This is a genomic window from Acinetobacter sp. 1124_18A, from assembly GCF_052824995.1.
The window spans coordinates 533976-552884 of the sequence record NZ_VTDF01000001.1; the positions used below are offsets into that span (position 1 = coordinate 533976).

The window sequence follows — 18909 nt, forward strand, 5'->3', positions numbered from 1 at the left end:
TTTCAAATGTTATTAAATAAACTTGCTATAGCTCCTACACTTATTCGTCACCGACGCTATAGCCCCAAACAGCATCAATTCACATCGACCTTAAATTACTTATGGTTCGATCCAGATCAATTAAATGAGATTGCAAAAGATTGCTCACTTTGGTCAACCAATCATTGGAATGTCTTAGAACTATCCAAAAATGATTTTTTAAATATGTATCACGGTTCTATAAAGGAAAAAGTAGAAAAAGCGATACTGCAAAATAACAACTTACATATTAGGCCAGACTGGCAAATCAGAGTATTGGCTTTACCCCGTTGTTTGGGTTTTCGGTTTAACTCTGTGGTCTTTTATTTTGTTTTAAATAAAGCCGGAAAACCGCTATTTATTCTTAGTGAAATCACCAATACCCCTTGGAATGAACGAAAAGTTTATATACATGACTGCTCAAAACAACAAAGAAATATGGGTGATTATCAGAGTTTTGATTTTCATTTTGAAAAATCATTTCATGTTTCGCCGTTCATGCCTATGCAGTTGATTTACCGCTGGCGGTTTAGTTTTTCAGATCAGCAAAATGTTATTCACATGCAGCTCTTTGAAGAACAAAAACAAGTGTTTGATGCCACTATGCGGTTTGAACTTGTGCCCATCACATTTCCTTCACAGCAGTATCGATATGCTCTTATGAACAGCCTAGCCCCTTTTAAAATGTTGTTTTCAATATATTTAGAGGCATTTAAGTTATGGCGAAAAAAAGTTCCATTTTATCGTCATCCTAAAAAGATCAAGGTAGATAAGACATGATAAAAACATTTCTTTATGGTGAAGATGACTCACTACCGTTACTGCTCAAGAGTCTTCTCAAACTACGTCATGGACAGATCACTTTTCAGGGCGCGTGGAGTGGTACAGTTGGCGAGGTTTCAGACTTACATGCTGTGATTGAAGTTCGCAATCCTTTGCTGATGGATCTCATTTTAAAAAATGGTGTTTTAGGAGCAGCGGAAGGCTATATCCGTGGTGATTGGAGCAGCGAACAACTTGTAGAGTTGGTTCAGATATTGGCACGTAATCGAGATGTATTAGACCAGTTTAACCAGAATGTTATTGCACAGGCGAGCCAGTTTTTTCTGAAGGGTTGGTATAAAAATAGAAAAAATTCTATAAGCGGGAGCCGTAAAAATATTGCTGAGCACTATGACTTAAGTAATGACTTTTTTAAATTATTTTTAGACCCGTCGTTAATGTATTCGAGTGCTGTTTTTGAAAATGAAAACATGTCACTTGAAGATGCATCTGATTATAAAAAAGAGCTCATCTGTAAAAAGTTAGATTTAAAACCAATGGATCATTTGGTTGAAATTGGAAGCGGTTGGGGCGGTTTTGCAATTTATGCAGCCCAACATTATGGCTGTAGAGTGACCACCATTACCATTTCACAAGCTCAATACGATGAAGCCGTTACTCGTGTAAGTGAAGCTGGGTTGGCACATCGAATTGATGTGCAATTAAAAGACTATCGTTTGCTCGAAGGAAAATTCGATAAGTTGGTTTCAATTGAAATGGTTGAGGCCGTAGGTGCACAATATTTATCAACATATTTTGATCAGTGCAAAGCGCTGTTAAAACCGAAAGGTTTGGCATTTATTCAAGCCATTACCATTGAAGATTTCCGTTATAAAAAAGCATTAAATACAGTCGATTATATTAAGCGTTATATTTTCCCTGGTAGCTTTATTCCTAGCGTGAGTGTATTGACTCAAACCGCCTCTGAAAGTGGTTTAAGGCTAAAGCATTTAAATGACATCGGTTTAAGTTATGCAAAAACAATTCATCACTGGCGAGCACGGTTTTTAATCGCACGAGAGGAAGTATTAGCTCTGGGGTTCGATGAAAACTTCATTCGCATGTGGGATTTCTATTTATGTTATTGCGAGGGTGGTTTTAAAGAAGGTGTGATAAGCAATGTTCACTTGTTGTTTGAAAGTACCAGTTACTAACTCAAACACATCAAGCAAGGAGACTGCTCATGTTTTGGAATTTACTGATTCTAGATTTAATGATCATGTTGCTGAGCTGGCTACTTGCCACAGCAAATGGTCGAGCTGGAATTGTAGATGCCGCATGGAGTTTCTGTCTGGCAGTAAACATTATTGTGTCTTCTTTACTCATTTCAGTTGCTCCAGTTGAAGTGCGACTTTTTGTCGGTATTTTTAGCGGCTTATGGTTTTTAAGATTATTTTGGCACCTGTTAAGACGTTATCAATCTGAACACAAAGAAGATGGTCGTTACGCGAACATGCGCAAGTCAATGGGTAAGTTCCAGCACTTTGGCTTTTTATTATTTTTTATTTTTCAAACCCTTTTGGTGCTTTTGTTCTTTTTTCCGATGTGGACGCTACTCAATGTAGAAGCAATTGAATGGAGTGGTGGATATAAAATCGCTTTAGTGATTGCTGCTGTCATCATGGTGATTGCCTTTATTGGGGAGCAGCTCGCTGATCAGCAGTTATACCGATTTAAATTAAATCCGGAACATCATGGCAAAACGATGGATCAGGGTTTATGGCGTTATTCACGTCACCCAAATTATTTTTTTGAATGGTTACACTGGTTTGCCTATCCAATCATTGGTTTAGCTGCGGGCCAATATTTATTGTGGATTTATCCGTTACTGATGTGGCTATTTTTATACTACGTCACGGGTATTCCATTTAGTGAAAAACAAGCAATTAAAAGCCGCGGCCAAAATTATCTTGATTATCAACAAAAAACATCAATGTTTATTCCGCGAAAACCCAAAAAATAGGTGCGCATATGGATTTTATTGTTCATCAGTCTTTAAAAATTGTTGAAAGTGGTGTGATTCCAGATCATGCAATTCGGGCAGCAATTCGTGCTTTAAGCAAAAAACGCTTAATTCAAGAAGGGCGTTATGACCCTGAGCAAGGGGCACAGCGCTATATGGATCTGCTTAATATACTGAAGAAGAGCGAAATTGCCGTTGAAACGGACAAGGCAAATGAGCAGCACTATGAATTGCCGACTGAGTTTTTTCAGGCAGTGCTTGGAAAAAGACTCAAATACAGTGCTTGCTATTTTCCGACTAAAACAACAACTTTAGATCAAGCAGAGGAGCTCGCACTTCAGCTTTACTGTGAAAGAGCACAACTTAAAAACGGCCAACATATTTTAGAGCTAGGCTGTGGATGGGGTTCTCTAACATTATGGATGGCAGAAAACTATCCGCGCTCACAGATTACTGCTGTTTCAAACTCTGCAACCCAGAAAAAGCATATTCTTGGGCAAGCAAAGTTGAAGGGTTTAAACAATATTGAAGTAGTTACATGTGATGTGAATGTGCTCGAATTAGACCAAGCTCAATTTGATCGGGTTGTATCGGTTGAAATGTTTGAACACGTTCGTAACTATCAACGTCTTTTTGAGAAAATTCAGGGATGGCTGAAGGCAGATGGGCTACTTTGGTGTCATATTTTTTGCCATCGCTTTTTACATTATCCTTTTGAAGTAAAATCAGATTATGATTGGATGTCCAAGTATTTCTTTACTGGCGGTTTAATGCCTGCGACGTCAACTTTTTTGCATTTTCAAGAGCATTTAGAATTGGCTCAACACTGGCAGTGGTCGGGTGAGCATTATATGAGAACTGCAAATGCTTGGCTTGATAATATGGATAATCAAGAAGTTGAATTGAAGCCTCTGTTTAAAAAAATCTATGGAAAAGATGCCAATATTTGGTGGCAACGTTGGCGTATTTTCTTCATGGCTTGTGCTGAGCTGTTTGGTTTTGAGCAAGGACAAGAATGGGTAATTGGTCACTTTTTATTTAGAAAGAGATCATTGTAATTTCTACAGCCTATCCCGGCGATAAAGATATGATAAGAACTCGACATGATGGCAAATCTAGTCATCCATTAGCCAAAATGTTCAATCGATATTATTGGTTGCAGATTGGTCTGATTGCATTATCGATCGTGGTCGGGTTGGCTTGTAGTGCATGGGTCATTAAAGGCTCTTTACTTAAAACCGCTTTAGAGCAGGAAATGGAGCATTACTGGTTACGCATAGAACGTGACCCAAATGCAGATTTACCGGATACGAAAAATTTATATGGATATCGGTGGAATACAGAGATTGCACCTCAACCATTTCGGGGCATGCATTTAGAAAGTGGGGTGCACCGAGTATTCGTTGATGGTAAAGAGCGAATGACAGTCTATGGTGAGCATAATGGTCAACATGTTCTGTTGGTATTTGGCGAGAGCAATGTCAATAAGCTGATCTGGCTATTTGGACTGGCTCCGCTCATGTTTAGTTTGTCTGTGCTATATAGCTTTTTATGGTGGTCAAATCGAAAAGCCAGACGCTATTTTTCCCCAATTACACGCTTGGCAAATGCTTTAGAAAATATCGATTGGGCACATCAAGATACCCAAGCATCTCCTTTTAGAGATATTAATACCAATGGCAACATGGAAGCAGAATATCTCAAGCAAGCCTTGGAAAAATATCATCAAGTTTTAAGTGATTTTATTCGACGCGAAAGGGAATTTACGGGAGATGTGAGCCATGAGCTGCGTACTCCGCTAACCATTTTGAAAGGTAATGTGCAACTTTGTCAGGCGAGATATGGAGATGATAAAGCCTTAGTTCGTCTTCATAATACAATTGAGGATATGCAGTTATTAGTTGATACCTTACTGGCGATTGCACGTAATACAGTAAAAAGCTTACCGTCTGAGAAGAATTTTTTATCTAGAATTGTGAAGGATTTAGTCGAAAGTTTACAAGCAGTGAGTGAGAGTAAGGGAATACATATTCATATTCAACCCGACCTTTCTGAACAGCCGCGCTGGTTATATCCTTCTATGACTAAAATGGTTTTAAGCAATATTTTACGTAATGCATTGAACTATTCTCAAGGCTCACAAATCGACATTATTCAACAAAAAAACAGCCTAATTATTGCTGATAATGGAATTGGAATTTCTCTACCTAATGATGTGAAAGTACAAGAGCTCAGCGACTCTCAGCTTTCTTTAAAAGTTAAAGGCCACGGAATTGGTTTGCAATTGGTGCAAAAGCTTTGCAAACAATTAGGATGGAGAGTGGAGTTGTTTGATCGGCAGTACTATTTAGCTACTCATCCTGAGTTGGACTTAGAACAGGCAACAGGTTTAATTGTTGTGGTCTATTTGAGCTAACTTACAGAACTGTCTAAAGCAATTTTTAAACCGACGCCTGCCACTGTATGTAATAGCTTAGGGTCAAAAGGTTTATCAACCATTTTTCTTAAATTATAGATATGACTACGTAATGCATCACTTTCAGGTTCTTCATCGCCCCATAATTCCATCATCAGTTCTTGTTTGGTCACCACTTTTGGCGACTGACGCATCAAAATTTTTAATAATTTAAATTGAATAGGCGGCAATTCGATATTATTTCCGGCACGAATAACTGTTTGGGTTGCACTATCAAGAATTAAGTCATGAATCTGAATTTTATGGTGAGTGACTTCGCCAGCTGCTCTTTTAATTAATGCACGAATACGCATCACTAGTTCGTTAAAATCAAAGGGTTTAACCAAATAATCATCTGTTCCAGCGGTAAAGCCTTTAAGTTTGTCATCTAAAGTATCTCTTGCTGTCAGCATAAGGACAGGAATATCAACACCTTGTTCGGTGCGCAGCCAGTTGCATAGATCATAACCTGAGCCGTCGGGTAAGTTTATATCGAGCAGCAAAAGATGATAATGCTGCGATTTGAGAAAAGTCCGTGCAGCATCTAAATTACGCGCATGATCGATGATATAACCATGCACTTCAAGAAATTCGCAGACGGTTGCTGCAAGTTCAAAATGGTCCTCAACCATGAGGATAAAATGATTACCCATGAGATTTTATTAAGCCATTAATTTAATAATTGTTGTTTTAATTTAGCATTAAATGGTTCGCTACCAAACCAGATTTTAAAATATTGATTTGCATTCGGATTGTTTAAAGAACCGAGTAGCTTCTGGTTTAATTTGAGTTCCAGTTTTTGATTTTCTTGCTGGTAATACAAACTATATAAATCTCCATTTTTGATGGGTCTATAAAGTTCATTAATATGATTAAGTGGCGATTTTGCATCAAATCCACTAATATTCTTTTTCAAATAATGGGTTGCTGCACGTTTAAAAGCCCACTCAGGAATATCGCGGTTATAGCTAAAGTCCATTTTGATGCTTTGACTCTGCCAATTTTTTAAGCAATCTTCAGCAAAGTAACTGACATTTCCCACTTTCTTACTCGTGACCATCAAAGGTGCTGAACTACATTTTTTCAGTTCAGCCGCGTTAGCTTGAGATACGATCAAGATTCCCAGAAATATTAAGACTCGACTTTTTTGAACGGTAATATCCATTTATAGACTCCTCCAAAGATTGGTAAAGAACGGTAGAGGCCATTCGCCGGATCCCAATAATCTTGCTGGAAAATAATTTTTTGTTGCTCATTAATCTTAATTTGACTCATTCCATAAGAAGCCATAGTTTTTGAGCGGCCTAGCATTTTAAAGTCATAGGTCATGTACCAATGGATGTAGGCTGTATCTTGATGGTGAGTTGCACTAATCAGTTTTACAGTGACATTACTCACTCGGGCATTCATGCCTTCAAAATGTTTGATGAGATCTTTTTTTTGAGAGAACTGCGAGAGTGTATCGTTAATATAAAGCTGATCAGCGTAGAGATTGCCAGCATTGCTTACAAAAGAAGGGGTGCCAAGTGTATTAAATGCGGCAACAAAACGATTACCGATATCTAACGCCTGCTCATCATTTAATGTTATTCCAGTAATTTTTTGTTCAGCTTTGCCATAGTCACTTGAGTAACTAGGCACACTTTTACACGCTGTTAAACCTACCAAGGTAATCAGCCCTAGGGCTGTGGTTATAATTTTCATGTCTATATCCGAGCCAACTTTATAAGATTAAATTAAAGAGCTGGTCGTGAAGTTTGCGTGAATTCTTATGTTTTATGATTTGTGTTAAAAGACAGTTTTTTCTTTTTGAAATACCCTTTATTAGATCTATTTAAGTTAGAAGTTTCTCTGGGCTCCACAAATTTTAGTATTAAGAAAGCAATTTTATTCTAGCTGCGCTTTACTCATAAGAGATATAGATAAGTTTTGAATAAATAGAAGGGCTAAATAATGAAAACAATTGGTTTATTAGGCGGAATGAGTTGGGAGTCCACAGCGCTTTATTATCAACAAATTAATAAAATGGTTCACGGTAAATTAGGAAAATTACATTCTGCTAAAGTAATTATTAATAGTGTTGATTTTGAAGAAATCGCAGCGTTGCAAGCAAAAGGCTTATAGCAAGAAGCAGGCGCATATTTAGCGGAGCAAGCACTAAATTTAGAAAAAGCAGGGGCAGAGTGTATTTTGGTGTGTACTAACACCATGCATAAAATTGCACCGCAGATTGAGGATGCTATTACGGTCCCTTTTATACACATTGCCGATGCGACAGCAAAAGAAATTGTGAGTCAAGACATTCGTAAAGTCGCACTGTTGGGAACAGCTTTCACCATGGAGCAAGATTTTTATAAAGCTCGATTGCAGGATTATGGAATTGACGTGGTTATTCCAAATGAAGCCGACAGAAAGATAGTTCATCGCATTATTTATGAAGAACTTTGTTTAGGTGTAATAAACCCAGATTCAAGACAAAAATACGAGGCTATTGTAGAGGCGCTCATAGCTGAAGGTGCAGAAGGAATTATCTTGGGTTGTACCGAAATTTGTATGTTGATTGGTGAGGTTCAGTTCTCGGTTCCTTTATTTGATACGACTGCCATTCATGCAAAAGAGGCGGTGAGTTTTAGCTTAAACGAAAATAAAAAGTCTAAAAGCGCCAATCTACGCATGACTGCTGGGAATACTGTTTAGCAATATTTGGCATATCCTTTGTCATTAAACGTTAAGCTTGTGTCGTCAAATGTAAAGTGGCCCATATCCTAACTGTTGTAATTTTGGTTATTGCTTTTATAGGCAATCAATAAAAAACCAAAATATGGAATAGGACATGACGTTGACGAAAGCTATACGTTTCTATGGAACAGGAACGCCAGAAGTATTGCGCTATGAAGATGTAGAAGTAGGAGATCCAAAAGCTGGAGAAGTACGCCTACGTCATGTGGCAGTCGGTTTAAATTATGCCGATACATATTTTCGTAATGGAACTTATCAAATTCCAATGCCTAATGGCATGGGCGTAGAGGCTTCTGGTGTAGTCGAAGCATTAGGTGAAGGAGTAACTCACCTCAAAGTAGGTGATCGAGTTACCTATACAGGTTTTTTAAATACGTTAGGTGCATATAGCACCCACCGTCTAATTCCAGCAAATGCTTTAATTAAATTACCCGAAGAAATTTCTTGTGAAACAGCGGCAGCCATGACTATGCGAGGGTTGACCGCTGCTTATCTGATGCGCCGCATTTATGATTTTAAAGCAGGCGATTCAATTTTATTACATGCAGCCGCTGGTGGTGTTGGGCTGATCGTTTCTCAGTGGGCTAAATTACTTGGCTTGACTGTTATCGGGACCACATCTTCAGAAGAAAAAGCTGCCGTAGCAAGAGCTCATGGTTGTGATCATGTCATTAATTATAGCCATGAAAATGTTGCTGAGCGTGTACGCGAGTTAACAGGTGGCGTTGGTGTAAATGTCGTTTTCGATAGTGTTGGTCAAGCCACTTTTATGAGTTCATTAGACTCTCTCAAACGCCGGGGTTTGCTGGTTTGTGTGGGCACTGCTTCGGGTCCAATCCCTGCTTTTGATCCGGTATTACTTGCAGTCAAAGGTTCATTGTTTGTGACTCGTCCAGCTTTGGCCGATTACATTGCAGATCCTGCCGAGAAAAAAGAACTGGCAAATGAATTATTTGATCACGTTCGACATGGACGAATCAAAATTGAAATTAATCAGCGCTATGAGCTAAAGGATGCCGTGCAAGCTCATCGTGATTTAGAAGCACGCAAAACAATAGGTTCATCAATTTTTGTAATTTGAAGGGATTTCTTATGCAAATTGAACAGTTAACTTGCAATATTGGCGCAGAGCTCAGTGGCGTCAAACTCGCTGATGCGATTTATGATGATGGATTATTTGCTGAAATTCGCACACAACTACTTAAACACCGTGTGTTGTTCTTGCGAGATCAGCATTTAAGCCGTCAGGATCATGTCGCATTTGCAGAAAAATTTGGACAGTTAGAAGATCATCCTGCGGTAGGTAGCCATCCTGATCATCCGGGTTTGGTGCAGATTTATAAACATCCGGAAAGTCCTGTCGATCGTTATGAAAATGCTTGGCACAGCGATGCAAGCTGGCGCAAGGTTCCGCCAATGGGATGTGTGCTGCACTGCGTTGAATGCCCACCTGTAGGTGGCGATACCATGTGGACCAATATGGTCATGGCCTATGCGTCTTTACCCGAAGATATTAAAAATAAGATTGCTGAATTACGTGCTTATCACAGCATAGAAGCGAGTTTTGGGGCAGCGATGCCACTTGAAAAACGCTTGGACTTAAAAGCAAAGTTCCCTGATGCTGAGCATCCAGTGGTACGTACTCATCCTGAAACGGGCGAGAAAATTTTATACGTCAATGCATTTACCACCCATTTCAGCAACTATCACACCAAAGAGCGCGTCAGATTTGGACAAGATGCTAATCCGGGCGCAGCTGAACTACTGCGTTACTTAATTTCTCAAGCCTATATTCCAGAATTTCAAGTGCGTTGGCGTTGGAAGCCTAACAGCATTGCCATTTGGGATAACCGCAGTACACAACATTATGCAGTCATGGATTATCCACCTTGCCACCGAAAAATGGAGCGGGCCGGCATTATTGGTGACGCAACCTATTAAGTCTATGGGCTAAATAATTTTATCTAATTGAAATTCTAAAAAATATATGGAGATGCACATGCAATTCTTTGACGACTCATTGCACCCGGAAAATATGGAAAAAGTGGTGATCACGGTTGCGCCGTATGGACCCGAATGGATGCCAGAAGACTTTCCCGAAGATATTCCAGTGACCATGGATGAGCAAATACAAAAAGCGGTTGAGTGCTATGAAGCGGGCGCGACAGTGCTGCATTTACATGTCCGTGAGCTTGATGGCAAAGGCTCTAAACGCTTGTCAAAATTTAACGAGCTTATTGCAGGTGTTCGTGAGGCTGTGCCTGACATGATTATTCAGGTGGGTGGTTCGATTTCATTTGCACCAGAAAGTGAAGGTGAAGCGGCTCTATGGTTAAGTGATGACACCCGACATATGTTGGCTGAACTCACACCAAAGCCCGATCAGGTCACGGTGGCAATTAACACCACTCAAATGAATATTATGGAATTGCTCTATCCTGAATATTTAGAAGGGACTTCATTGGCACATCCAGCGACTCAGGCAGCATATGCAGAGATGACTGTGCCAGCAGGGCCTGCATGGGTAACTGAACACATCAAACGTTTATGTAAAAACAATATTCAACCGCACTTTCAGTTAACGGGAATGCATGGTCTTGAGACGCTAGAACGTATGGTGCGTAAAGGCTTGTACATGGGGCCGTTAAACTTAACTTGGATTGGAATTGGTGGCGGTTTTGATGGTCCAAACCCATTTAATTTCTTTAATTTTATTCATCGCGTACCTGATGGATGTACTTTGACATCGGAATCTCTGCTCAAAAATGTCTTGCCTTTTAATACGATGTCGATGGCAATGGGTTTACATGCTCGTGTGGGTAACGAAGACACGATCATTGATCATCACGGACGCCGTTTTTCATCTGTAGAGCAAATTAAGCAAACCGTTCGGATTGCCCATGAATTAGGCCGTGAAATTGCCTCAGGAAAAGAAGCCCGTGAAATTTATCGTATTGGGGTTCAATACAACAGTATTGAAGAAACCCTAATCGCAAATGGTATGGCACCCAACCGTAAAGTAGGGCAAAAGGGCGTTCCGCAGCGTAACTAATGTGACAAGGTCTAACGGAATTTAGACCTCAATTGTAGTGCAGCTTATTCGCTTTAATTTTAAAAGTGTGTTGCTGCACTAGCTAAATAGAAATTATAAAAAATACAAGGAGGTCATATGAATGCACATCAGTATTCAGATCAGATGAGCGATGTTGATACGTCAATCAGTATACCTCGTCGTTATGCATGGCTCGTTTTTGCTTTGACATTTGGTTTGCTCATTTCAGATTACATGTCACGACAAGTCTTAAACGCAGTCTTTCCTTTACTTAAAAATGAGTGGTTGCTCAGCGATAGCCAGCTAGGTTTGCTCAGTGGCATTGTGGCGTTAATGGTAGGTTTATTGACTCTGCCGTTGTCTTTAATGGCAGACCGTTTTGGGCGTGTTAAAAGCTTGGCCATTATGGCGGCTTTATGGAGTTTGGCGACTCTAGGATGTGCACTTGCTGAAAATTATGAGCAAATGTTTATTGCTCGTTTTATGGTTGGTGTGGGTGAAGCTGCTTATGGCAGCGTTGGAATCGCGGTGGTTGTGGCTGTTTTTCCGAGGGAAATGCGTGCAACACTCGCCAGTGCTTTTATGGCGGGCGGCGTATTTGGCTCGTTTTTGGGTGTGGCTTTAGGTGGTGTACTCGCACAGCATTTCGGTTGGCGTTGGGCTTTTGGAGCTATTGCTTTATTTGGTCTCATTTTGGCTTTTCTATATCCAATATTAGTGAAAGAAAACAGAATAAACGCAGCACCTCAAAATAAAATTCGTAGTAAAACCCAGCACATTAAAAGCCCTTTAAAAACTTTATATTCAAGTCGTTCAGTCATTGCCACTTACATTGGTAGTGGTCTGCAATTATTTGTTGGTGGCACAGTGATTGTCTGGATGCCAAGTTATCTCAATCGCTATTACGGCATGAGTACCGACAAGGCAGGCGTGATGGCAGCGGTCATTTTGCTATGTAGTGCAGTAGGCACAATTCTATGCGGCATGTTGTGTGATTATTTGGGTCGTAACTGTCCAGATCGTAAGGTCAGTTTAGCCATTACATACTGCTTACTCGGTTGTGTTCTTTTATTAATTGCTTTTGCTGTGCCGGCGGGACGTAACCAGTTACTTCTCATCTGCCTAGGAATGTTTATTGCTCTAGGAACCAATGGGCCATCTAGTGCCATGGTGGCCAATCTCACACATAATTCAGTTCATGGCTCTGCATTTGCAACACTCACCTTAGCTAACAATTTTCTTGGTTTAGCTCTTGGTCCTTTGGTGGTTGGCAAAGTATCTGATGTGATTGGTTTACACAGCGCATTTCAACTCATGCCATTGGTTAGTATTGCAGCCGCAGCCGTATTTTTTTATGCCAAACGCCATTATCACAAAGATATCGCGCGCTTTGAGCAGCAAGGAATAACTGAGCTTAAAAATCATTCAGGTAACCAAATACAAAAATGCGGGATGAATAATAAATGATGATTCGACAATTACATATTGATGTATTTTTTGACTTTATTTGTCCTTGGTGTGTGATCGGAAAACGTCAGTTACTGATCGCTATAAATAGATTTTATCAGCTTCACCCTAAAGTCAAAGTTATCGTGCACTGGCGAGGTGTTCAGCTCATACCGGACTTAGCAATTGAAGGGGTACCTTTTCAAACGTTTTATTTGAAACGGTTAGGTAGCTTGACAGCAGTTCGGATGAGACAAGAACAAGTCAATAAAGCTGCAAATAAAGTTGGGCTCAAGATCGATTTTGAGCAAATTAAACAAATGCCAAATACGGCCAAAGCTCATCGCTTATTTGATAAAGCTTTAAAAATAGGGACTCCTGAGCAGTGCAATGCGTTGTTAGAGCAACTCTTTGCTGCATATTTTTATGATAGGTTAGACATCGGAAATACCACCACTTTATACAAAATCGCGAAACGTTGTGGCTTCTCACCTGAGCTTATCAAAGATTTACTTATTCTAGATCATCAAGATTTTATCCCTGCAAGTACAGGAGGTAATGGCGTGCCTTATTTTATTTTTGATCGGGCTTCTGCCTTAGTGGGTGCGCAATCAGCAGATGCACTTTATCAAGCGATGCAAGAGGCACTGGTAGCACAAGGAGAGTTGATATGACCAACCGATTTGAAGTGCCTTTTGAAAAAATTCCAAATTCAGGTGAGCGGGCTTTTTTAAAAATTGGAGATAAAACTCTCGCACTATTTAACGTTGCGACTCAATTTTATGCCATTGATGACAGTTGTCCTCATCAGGGGGCATCACTATTTAGTGGACGGTTAGAAGGACGAGTGATTCAGTGCTGTGCCCATGGTCTACGCTTTGATTTAACAAATGGCTGTTTAGTTAATTCTTCTCAGCTCAAAGTTGTAACCTATCCCGTAGACGTGGTCGAGGACAAGGTATTTATTGTGATGGGCTATGGGGGAAATCATGAGTAGTTTAGTTTTGAAAAATTTTTCCCAGCACACAAGAGAATTAGCACCAGGCGTTGTGGTCAGTTCGGTCGTTGCTGCGGCTGCCTGTTTTTTATCAGAGCATTATGGTGCGCCAGTCATGTTATTTGCACTATTACTCGGCATGAGCGTGAATTTTTTAGCAGCTGAAAGTAAATGTAAGGTAGGTATCGAATTTACCGCACGTAGTGTGCTTCGGATGGGCATCGCATTACTCGGCATGCGTATAACTTTGGGGCAAATTACCGCACTAGGTTGGCAGCCTGTTGCGCTAGTCGTTACTCTGGTTATTGTCACAATTGCCGTTTCTGTTATTGCCGCTAAAATCTTAGGTTTCCAAAAACTATTTGGCATGTTAACTGGTGGATCAACGGCAATCTGTGGTGCTTCAGCTGCATTGGCATTATCGGCTGCTTTTCCAAATCATCCGCAAAAAGAAAAAGCGACTTTATTTACCGTGATTGGCGTGTCGGCACTTTCAACCTTTGCAATGATTGTCTATCCGATGATTGCGAAGTGGCTAGAGTTATCGCCACAAGCGGCTGGTGTGTTTCTTGGTGCTACGATTCACGATGTGGCGCAAGTGGTCGGCGCGGGTTATAGCATGTCTACCCAAACGGGTGATACGGCGACTGTAGTTAAACTGATGCGTGTAGCAATGTTACTTCCAGTAATCGTTTGTGCAGCTATGATTACCCGTATGCAAGGTGCAGATTCAACTGGGGAACGACCGCCATTACTGCCTTGGTTTGCGGTTGGCTTTTTAATACTGGCTGGTATTAACAGTACAGGATGGGTGCCAGCGATGGTTCAAAATGGAATTAATGATTTATCACGCTGGTTTTTAGTCATTGCAATTAGTGCTTTAGGAATGAAAACTCAGTTAAAAGAATTAGCATCGGTTGGAATTAAACCGATTCTTTTAATGATCGGTGAAAGCATCTTTTTAGTGGTATTGGTTCTTGGACTTATGCGCTTGTGGTTTTAATTTTAAAAATTAGATTTTTAAGGAAGTTATGGAGTAGCTCTCCAGCTTCCTTATATTTTAAATGACTTCATTTGGCTTCAAATAAAGAGAACTTAATTGAGCAAGGCTTTATTGTGACTACGCCACATATTCGGTGACATACCAAATTGGCTAATGAACCAACGCGTAAAAGAACTCGGCATTGAGTAACCTAAAATATCAGACACTTGAACAAGTGAATAATTTAGATTTTTTAAATAACGAAATACGAGGTCTTTGCGTACTTCATTCATTAAATCACTAAAACTCGTCTGAGCTTCTTCTAATCGACGCTGTAAGGTCCGTACGTGAATACCATGTGTTTGAGCGACTTGATCAATCGTAGCGCGTCCCATTGGCAAAAGAAGATAAATACTTTTACGAATATCAAAAATCATGGTCGATTCATTACTATTCTGCAAAATATCTAAATAACGCTGTGCATGGTTGGCCATCGCCAGATTTGCTTGAGGGTTTGTTGTATCAAGTTCGGCCGCCGTACAAACAATGCCATTAAAGTCACTACCAAACTCGAGCGCGCAGCCAAAAATCCGCCGATGCAAAGTTAAATCACTAGGCGGATTATGAGTGAAGTGTACACTTAACGGCCGCCATTTTTGCCTCATGAGTGCTGCACAAAAACGATGAGTGATCCCTAAAGCAAGTTCCGTCGCTTGGCGACTATACCCGCAAGTTGTGGTTATAACTTCTTCTCGAATAACAACTGTATCGTCAATTTCTTCTATATATATTTCAAGTGAGTTATTGAGTAAATTCCTATAACGAACAATCGTTTGCAGTGCTTCTCTCAAAGTATATTGGTAACTTAATAATAAGCTTAGTTCACCAAAATCCGCGATTTCACGTTGCTCTGCCATATGTAAACCGAAAACATCGCAATTACTCATTTGGGCTGAGTCTTCAAGCAAAGTAATGGCTTTATCTACAGGAATACGTTGTTTAAGATCATTCAATTGAGTTTGGCTAAGCCCAACACGTGATAATAAATGGTAGGGATTTAGATCTAATTGCTGAGCAACTGCCAAATAATTTTTTAAAGAGGCGGTATGCGCAAGAGGCACCATTTTATTATCTCCTGTTCTTAATCAGCCATATTCCTTACAGCTCGTATCTAGTTATAACTAAAATATCCACATTACAAAAGCTTTTATTTAAGAGCCTAATCATGATGTCAAATCAATTTTAAAGCTGTTCCTTTAATTCATTTGTAATTACAAAAACTATTTTAATTAATTTACGAAATTTTAAAAAGATGTGTCGTCAAATGAAAAGTCCGTGACGTCTTATGTACACCATTAACTGAAATGAGCCTTTATTGTGAATGGAGTTTTATAAAAATTCTTAAGCATCCTAGATGGCAAAATTCACAGGCGTTGAAATGGAAAAAATACAAACCAAAGCAACAATTTTAATTATTCCAGGGTTACGCGATCATGTTCCCGAGCATTGGCAAACGATCTTAGAAACAAAGCTAGCAAAGGTTCGCTCCGTATCACCTGTGCAAACCAACAAACTCAATTGTGAAAATAGAGTTGGCGCCATACAAGCACAACTCGAACAAATACAAGGACCTGTCATTTTGGTTGCACACAGCGCAGGCGTGTTGATGACACTCCACTGGGCTGCAAAATATCAAAGACCAATTCATGGTGCTTTACTTGTGGCTCCGCCTGATTTAAACAAAAGCTGGCCTGAAAATTATCCAAGCCCAACTCTACTTCATCAAGAAGGATGGAGTCCTTTACCAGATCAAACACTACCTTTTCCCAGCATTTTGGTTGCAAGCACCAATGACCATTTAGCTCGTTATGAAGCTGTAAGCGAAATGGCAGAAAAGTGGGGGAGTCAACTCGTAAATTTAGGTGAAGTGGGGCATTTAAACCCTGCATCTGGCTTTGGCTATTGGCCTTTAGCTGAACAATTCATTCAACAGTTAGATCAGGTCGAACAACCTGCCTAGTACAAAAAATACCTGCTTATGTAAAGCATTTAAAGCCAATGGATGGCTTTGAGTAATAAGCAATAAATAAGAAAAATCATATTGATAGGGAGATAATATGATGGGTCATTACCTATATTTAAATCAAAGAAATAATCACGTTTTATATATTCAAAAAATAGGCGTTTCATTAAGCCTAATTTTATTTATGTCTAAAGCAAATGCAGCCAGTTTTGATATTGATAAAGATTGGAAGTTCGATACAAAAACGACATTAAGTCTAGGTGCCAGTTGGAGTACACAAGATCCATCCGTTTCATTACTTTATCGGCCTGACGCAAACAAAATAGGGAAACAAGGTGCTAGCATTGATGTGAATGGTGATGATGGGCGTATGAATTTTAGTAAATATGATGCCATTTCACAGATCATTAGAGGCATAACAGAAGTTAAGCTAAATGGAAAACAGCAGGGTGCGGTCATTAGCACTAAATACTGGTATGACCATGCCTATGAGACAGGACAAGGAGACTTTAAACCGTTTAATGATTCAGCATGGCCAAGGCTCGCAAAGTTCAAAGGTATCGATTTATGGAATGCCTATATATGGAAAGATTTTGAACTTAACGATGGACGAACCATAAATTTAAAATTAGGCAAACAGACTTTAAATTGGGGGAAATCTCAGTTTTTTCAAAACGGTTTAAACTCGGTGAGTGCATTTGATTTTGCTGCAATCAACCGACCAGCTGGTGATGCAAAAGAAAGAATCATTCCAACCGAAATGTTTTCATTCGACACAAGCATTAATAAAAATTTGAAAATAGAAGGGTTCTATCAATTTAAATTTAGACCTTCAGTTGTTGATGGTAACGGAACTTTCTTTGAGATTTCAGACTTTGTGCCCGAAAATGCAGGTCCAGTTCTGATTGCTGGAGGTGGAGATAAATTATCAGATACTGCAATTCGTTTACGTACCTATATTCCACGTGCAGAAAGTAGAAAAGCAAAGGACAATGGCCAATATGGTATTGCTTTAAAACAGACATTACCAAGTTTAAATAATGCTGAGTTAGGTATTTACTATGCGAACTACCATAGCCGTAATGCAAACTTTGATGGAACCGCTGTAACGGCATCGGGACCTGAACATTTTAATAGCGCGAGTTATTTTTCTATCTATCCTGAAAATATCAAAATGTTTGGATTAAGTTTGACTGGGAAAGTTGGAACAACAACCGTTTTTAGTGAATTAACCCACAAACCTAATCAACCTTTACAATTAAACGGTACAGACATTGTCTATGCTCAAGTGCTATCGGAAGGAACACCATTTGCGCCGCCGGGAAAAACTGTTGAATTAGGTCAATATATTCAAGGATATGTACGCTTACCTGTAACACAATTTTCGGTTGGGTCAACTGATAGCATATTCAATATTTGGGGTGCAAATTCGATGACATGGTCTACAGAGTTTGCCTTAAACCATATTGCAGATATTGCTAATCATCGGATTGGCCGGACAGGCGCATTTGGCCGTAGTGAGCTTTCAACAGGTACTTATAATCCTGAAACAGGCGACTTTAAATGTACGCCGTATGGTACAGCTCATCTTACTAATACAGAAATAGACAATTTAAATGAACGCTTTTGTAATAAAAAAGGATTTTTTAATGAATGGTCATTTGGCTACCGATTACGTGGAGCATTAAATTATCAAGATATTTTACCCTCTACAGTGATTACGCCAAGTCTTAGTTTTAGACATGATGTTTATGGATATAGCCAAAACTTTCAAGAAGGGCAAATGAGTGTAACTGCGGCGTTATCTATGGCTTATCAGCAAAAATATACAACAGAGATTGCCTATAATAATTTTTTTGGTTCTAATGAATTTAGCACGATAGATGATCGAGATTTTGTATCATTAACATTTAAAGCTAATTTTTAGTTCAATTATTTTATAAAAAATATAGAAAGACTCGTTATAAATGATATTTAGACGTGGAGGATAACTTTTGAAATTTAGATCAAAAATAGATTGGTGGCTTTTATTAATATTTGTTGTTATCACTGCCAATATCCTTATGAAAATTTATGAAGCAAACCATCTTTACTCTTTAGCTTCAAATTTTCCACATCTCATCATTTATAGTTTAATCATTTTTCTTATTTGGCTTCCCATCTTTAATACTTATTATGTAGTAGAAAACAACACCTTAATTATTAAAAGTTTGGTGTTCCGATGGAAAATTAATATTGATGATATTACTAAAATTGAGCCTACTCATAATCCACTTTCATCTCCAGCACTCTCATTAGATCGACTCAAAATTTATTATATGAAAAATGGAGAAATTACTTCAGTGATGATTTCACCAAAAGATAAAGAACGTTTTTTTCAAGCCATAAACAAAAGACTCCATTAAAGTTGCT

General features: G+C 39.2%; 19 protein-coding genes and 1 pseudogene. 16 read left to right on the plus strand and 4 right to left on the minus strand.

The genetic code is table 11. The features are described 5' to 3' along the window. Positions 1–6 precede the first annotated feature (6 nt). The 5 genes from FY048_RS02645 to FY048_RS02665 are packed head-to-tail and all read left to right on the plus strand — an operon-like array spanning position 7 to position 5219. Entirely contained in the window at positions 7–798 is a 792-nt protein-coding gene (locus tag FY048_RS02645) for a DUF1365 domain-containing protein (protein ID WP_446090025.1), read from the plus strand. Continuing rightward, the gene (locus FY048_RS02650; RefSeq protein ID WP_080027436.1) at positions 795–1994 is read left to right on the plus strand and encodes an SAM-dependent methyltransferase; all 1200 of its coding nucleotides are present in this window, start codon (positions 795–797) and stop codon (positions 1992–1994) included. Before FY048_RS02645 ends, FY048_RS02650 begins: the two co-directional genes overlap by 4 nt. A 29-nt stretch (positions 1995–2023) precedes the next feature. Further along, on the plus strand, positions 2024–2803 hold the full coding sequence (locus FY048_RS02655; RefSeq protein ID WP_198079846.1) for a DUF1295 domain-containing protein: 780 nt from the start codon (positions 2024–2026) through the stop codon (positions 2801–2803). Positions 2804–2811: 8 nt separating this feature from the next. Then, positions 2812–3861 (plus strand): SAM-dependent methyltransferase, encoded by a 1050-nt coding sequence (locus tag FY048_RS02660; protein ID WP_446090026.1) that lies wholly within the window; start codon positions 2812–2814, stop codon positions 3859–3861. A 29-nt stretch (positions 3862–3890) separates the two neighbouring features. Then, positions 3891–5219 (plus strand): sensor histidine kinase, encoded by a 1329-nt coding sequence (locus FY048_RS02665; protein WP_004643376.1) that lies wholly within the window; start codon positions 3891–3893, stop codon positions 5217–5219. Here the strand turns inward: FY048_RS02665 and FY048_RS02670 are convergent. From FY048_RS02670 to FY048_RS02680, 3 genes are read right to left on the minus strand one after another with little or no spacing between them, the layout of a single operon-like run. Beyond that, positions 5216–5911, minus strand: coding sequence for a response regulator transcription factor (locus FY048_RS02670; protein ID WP_133972664.1), 696 nt, complete (start codon positions 5909–5911; stop codon positions 5216–5218). The two genes, FY048_RS02665 and FY048_RS02670, sit on opposite strands and share 4 nt — an antisense overlap. Positions 5912–5928: 17 nt before the next feature. After that, a complete protein-coding gene (locus FY048_RS02675) occupies positions 5929–6423 on the minus strand; it encodes a chalcone isomerase family protein (protein WP_446090027.1) in 495 nt (164 codons plus the stop codon). Then, a complete protein-coding gene (locus FY048_RS02680) occupies positions 6390–6962 on the minus strand; it encodes a nuclear transport factor 2 family protein (protein ID WP_446090028.1) in 573 nt (190 codons plus the stop codon). Before FY048_RS02680 ends, FY048_RS02675 begins: the two co-directional genes overlap by 34 nt. Positions 6963–7211: 249 nt before the next feature. On the opposite strand from FY048_RS02680, the pseudogene FY048_RS02685 reads away from it, so the two are divergent. The 8 genes and pseudogenes from FY048_RS02685 to FY048_RS02720 all read left to right on the plus strand — a co-directional run bounded on the left by FY048_RS02685 (position 7212) and on the right by FY048_RS02720 (position 14495). Further along, positions 7212–7955 (plus strand): annotated as a pseudogene (locus FY048_RS02685) (aspartate/glutamate racemase family protein). Positions 7956–8091: 136 nt separating this feature from the next. Beyond that, positions 8092–9078: a quinone oxidoreductase family protein gene (locus FY048_RS02690; RefSeq protein ID WP_446090029.1), complete on the plus strand. Its 987-nt coding sequence runs from the start codon at positions 8092–8094 to the stop codon at positions 9076–9078. 11 nt (positions 9079–9089) lie between these two features. After that, positions 9090–9938 (plus strand): TauD/TfdA dioxygenase family protein, encoded by an 849-nt coding sequence (locus FY048_RS02695; protein WP_446090030.1) that lies wholly within the window; start codon positions 9090–9092, stop codon positions 9936–9938. Positions 9939–9996: 58 nt separating this feature from the next. After that, positions 9997–11049: a 3-keto-5-aminohexanoate cleavage protein gene (locus tag FY048_RS02700; protein ID WP_004700764.1), complete on the plus strand. Its 1053-nt coding sequence runs from the start codon at positions 9997–9999 to the stop codon at positions 11047–11049. A gap of 117 nt (positions 11050–11166) precedes the next feature. Then, a complete protein-coding gene (locus tag FY048_RS02705; RefSeq protein ID WP_446090031.1) occupies positions 11167–12516 on the plus strand; it encodes an MFS transporter in 1350 nt (449 codons plus the stop codon). After that, on the plus strand, positions 12513–13169 hold the full coding sequence (locus FY048_RS02710; protein ID WP_446090032.1) for a DsbA family oxidoreductase: 657 nt from the start codon (positions 12513–12515) through the stop codon (positions 13167–13169). The genes FY048_RS02705 and FY048_RS02710 overlap by 4 nt, the downstream gene beginning before the upstream one ends. Before the next feature lie 14 nt (positions 13170–13183). After that, a complete protein-coding gene (locus FY048_RS02715) occupies positions 13184–13492 on the plus strand; it encodes a Rieske (2Fe-2S) protein (RefSeq protein ID WP_446090283.1) in 309 nt (102 codons plus the stop codon). Beyond that, positions 13485–14495, plus strand: a complete 1011-nt coding sequence (locus FY048_RS02720; protein ID WP_446090033.1) for a YeiH family protein — start codon at positions 13485–13487, stop codon at positions 14493–14495. Before FY048_RS02715 ends, FY048_RS02720 begins: the two co-directional genes overlap by 8 nt. Positions 14496–14587: 92 nt before the next feature. Here FY048_RS02720 and FY048_RS02725 read toward each other — a convergent pair whose 3' ends face one another. Continuing rightward, on the minus strand, positions 14588–15598 hold the full coding sequence (locus FY048_RS02725; RefSeq protein WP_446090034.1) for an AraC family transcriptional regulator: 1011 nt from the start codon (positions 15596–15598) through the stop codon (positions 14588–14590). A 290-nt stretch (positions 15599–15888) separates the two neighbouring features. Between FY048_RS02725 and FY048_RS02730 the strand changes: the two genes are divergently transcribed. From FY048_RS02730 to FY048_RS02740, 3 genes are all read left to right on the plus strand, one after another. Continuing rightward, positions 15889–16494, plus strand: coding sequence for an RBBP9/YdeN family alpha/beta hydrolase (locus tag FY048_RS02730; RefSeq protein ID WP_446090035.1), 606 nt, complete (start codon positions 15889–15891; stop codon positions 16492–16494). Positions 16495–16594: 100 nt separating this feature from the next. Continuing rightward, a complete protein-coding gene (locus tag FY048_RS02735; protein WP_446090284.1) occupies positions 16595–18424 on the plus strand; it encodes a DUF1302 domain-containing protein in 1830 nt (609 codons plus the stop codon). A gap of 67 nt (positions 18425–18491) precedes the next feature. Then, complete coding sequence (locus tag FY048_RS02740) at positions 18492–18902, plus strand: PH domain-containing protein (protein ID WP_446090036.1); 411 nt, start codon at positions 18492–18494, stop codon at positions 18900–18902. Positions 18903–18909: the final 7 nt, after the last annotated feature.

Excerpts from the sequence above, each read along its gene's own strand:
- FY048_RS02720 (WP_446090033.1), top strand. The coding sequence starts at position 13,485 with ATGAGTAGTTTAGTTTTGAAAAATTTTTCCCAGCACACAAGAGAATTA.
- FY048_RS02695 (WP_446090030.1), top strand. The coding sequence starts at position 9,090 with ATGCAAATTGAACAGTTAACTTGCAATATTGGCGCAGAGCTCAGTGGC.
- FY048_RS02665 (WP_004643376.1), top strand. The coding sequence starts at position 3,891 with ATGATAAGAACTCGACATGATGGCAAATCTAGTCATCCATTAGCCAAA.
- FY048_RS02660 (WP_446090026.1), top strand. The coding sequence starts at position 2,812 with ATGGATTTTATTGTTCATCAGTCTTTAAAAATTGTTGAAAGTGGTGTG.
- FY048_RS02725 (WP_446090034.1), bottom strand. The coding sequence starts at position 15,598 with ATGGTGCCTCTTGCGCATACCGCCTCTTTAAAAAATTATTTGGCAGTT.
- FY048_RS02675 (WP_446090027.1), bottom strand. The coding sequence starts at position 6,423 with ATGGATATTACCGTTCAAAAAAGTCGAGTCTTAATATTTCTGGGAATC.
- FY048_RS02690 (WP_446090029.1), top strand. The coding sequence starts at position 8,092 with ATGACGTTGACGAAAGCTATACGTTTCTATGGAACAGGAACGCCAGAA.
- FY048_RS02670 (WP_133972664.1), bottom strand. The coding sequence starts at position 5,911 with ATGGGTAATCATTTTATCCTCATGGTTGAGGACCATTTTGAACTTGCA.
- FY048_RS02735 (WP_446090284.1), top strand. The coding sequence starts at position 16,595 with ATGGGTCATTACCTATATTTAAATCAAAGAAATAATCACGTTTTATAT.
- FY048_RS02705 (WP_446090031.1), top strand. The coding sequence starts at position 11,167 with ATGAATGCACATCAGTATTCAGATCAGATGAGCGATGTTGATACGTCA.
- FY048_RS02645 (WP_446090025.1), top strand. The coding sequence starts at position 7 with ATGTTATTAAATAAACTTGCTATAGCTCCTACACTTATTCGTCACCGA.
- FY048_RS02680 (WP_446090028.1), bottom strand. The coding sequence starts at position 6,962 with ATGAAAATTATAACCACAGCCCTAGGGCTGATTACCTTGGTAGGTTTA.
- FY048_RS02710 (WP_446090032.1), top strand. The coding sequence starts at position 12,513 with ATGATGATTCGACAATTACATATTGATGTATTTTTTGACTTTATTTGT.
- FY048_RS02655 (WP_198079846.1), top strand. The coding sequence starts at position 2,024 with ATGTTTTGGAATTTACTGATTCTAGATTTAATGATCATGTTGCTGAGC.
- FY048_RS02650 (WP_080027436.1), top strand. The coding sequence starts at position 795 with ATGATAAAAACATTTCTTTATGGTGAAGATGACTCACTACCGTTACTG.
- FY048_RS02730 (WP_446090035.1), top strand. The coding sequence starts at position 15,889 with ATGGCAAAATTCACAGGCGTTGAAATGGAAAAAATACAAACCAAAGCA.
- FY048_RS02700 (WP_004700764.1), top strand. The coding sequence starts at position 9,997 with ATGCAATTCTTTGACGACTCATTGCACCCGGAAAATATGGAAAAAGTG.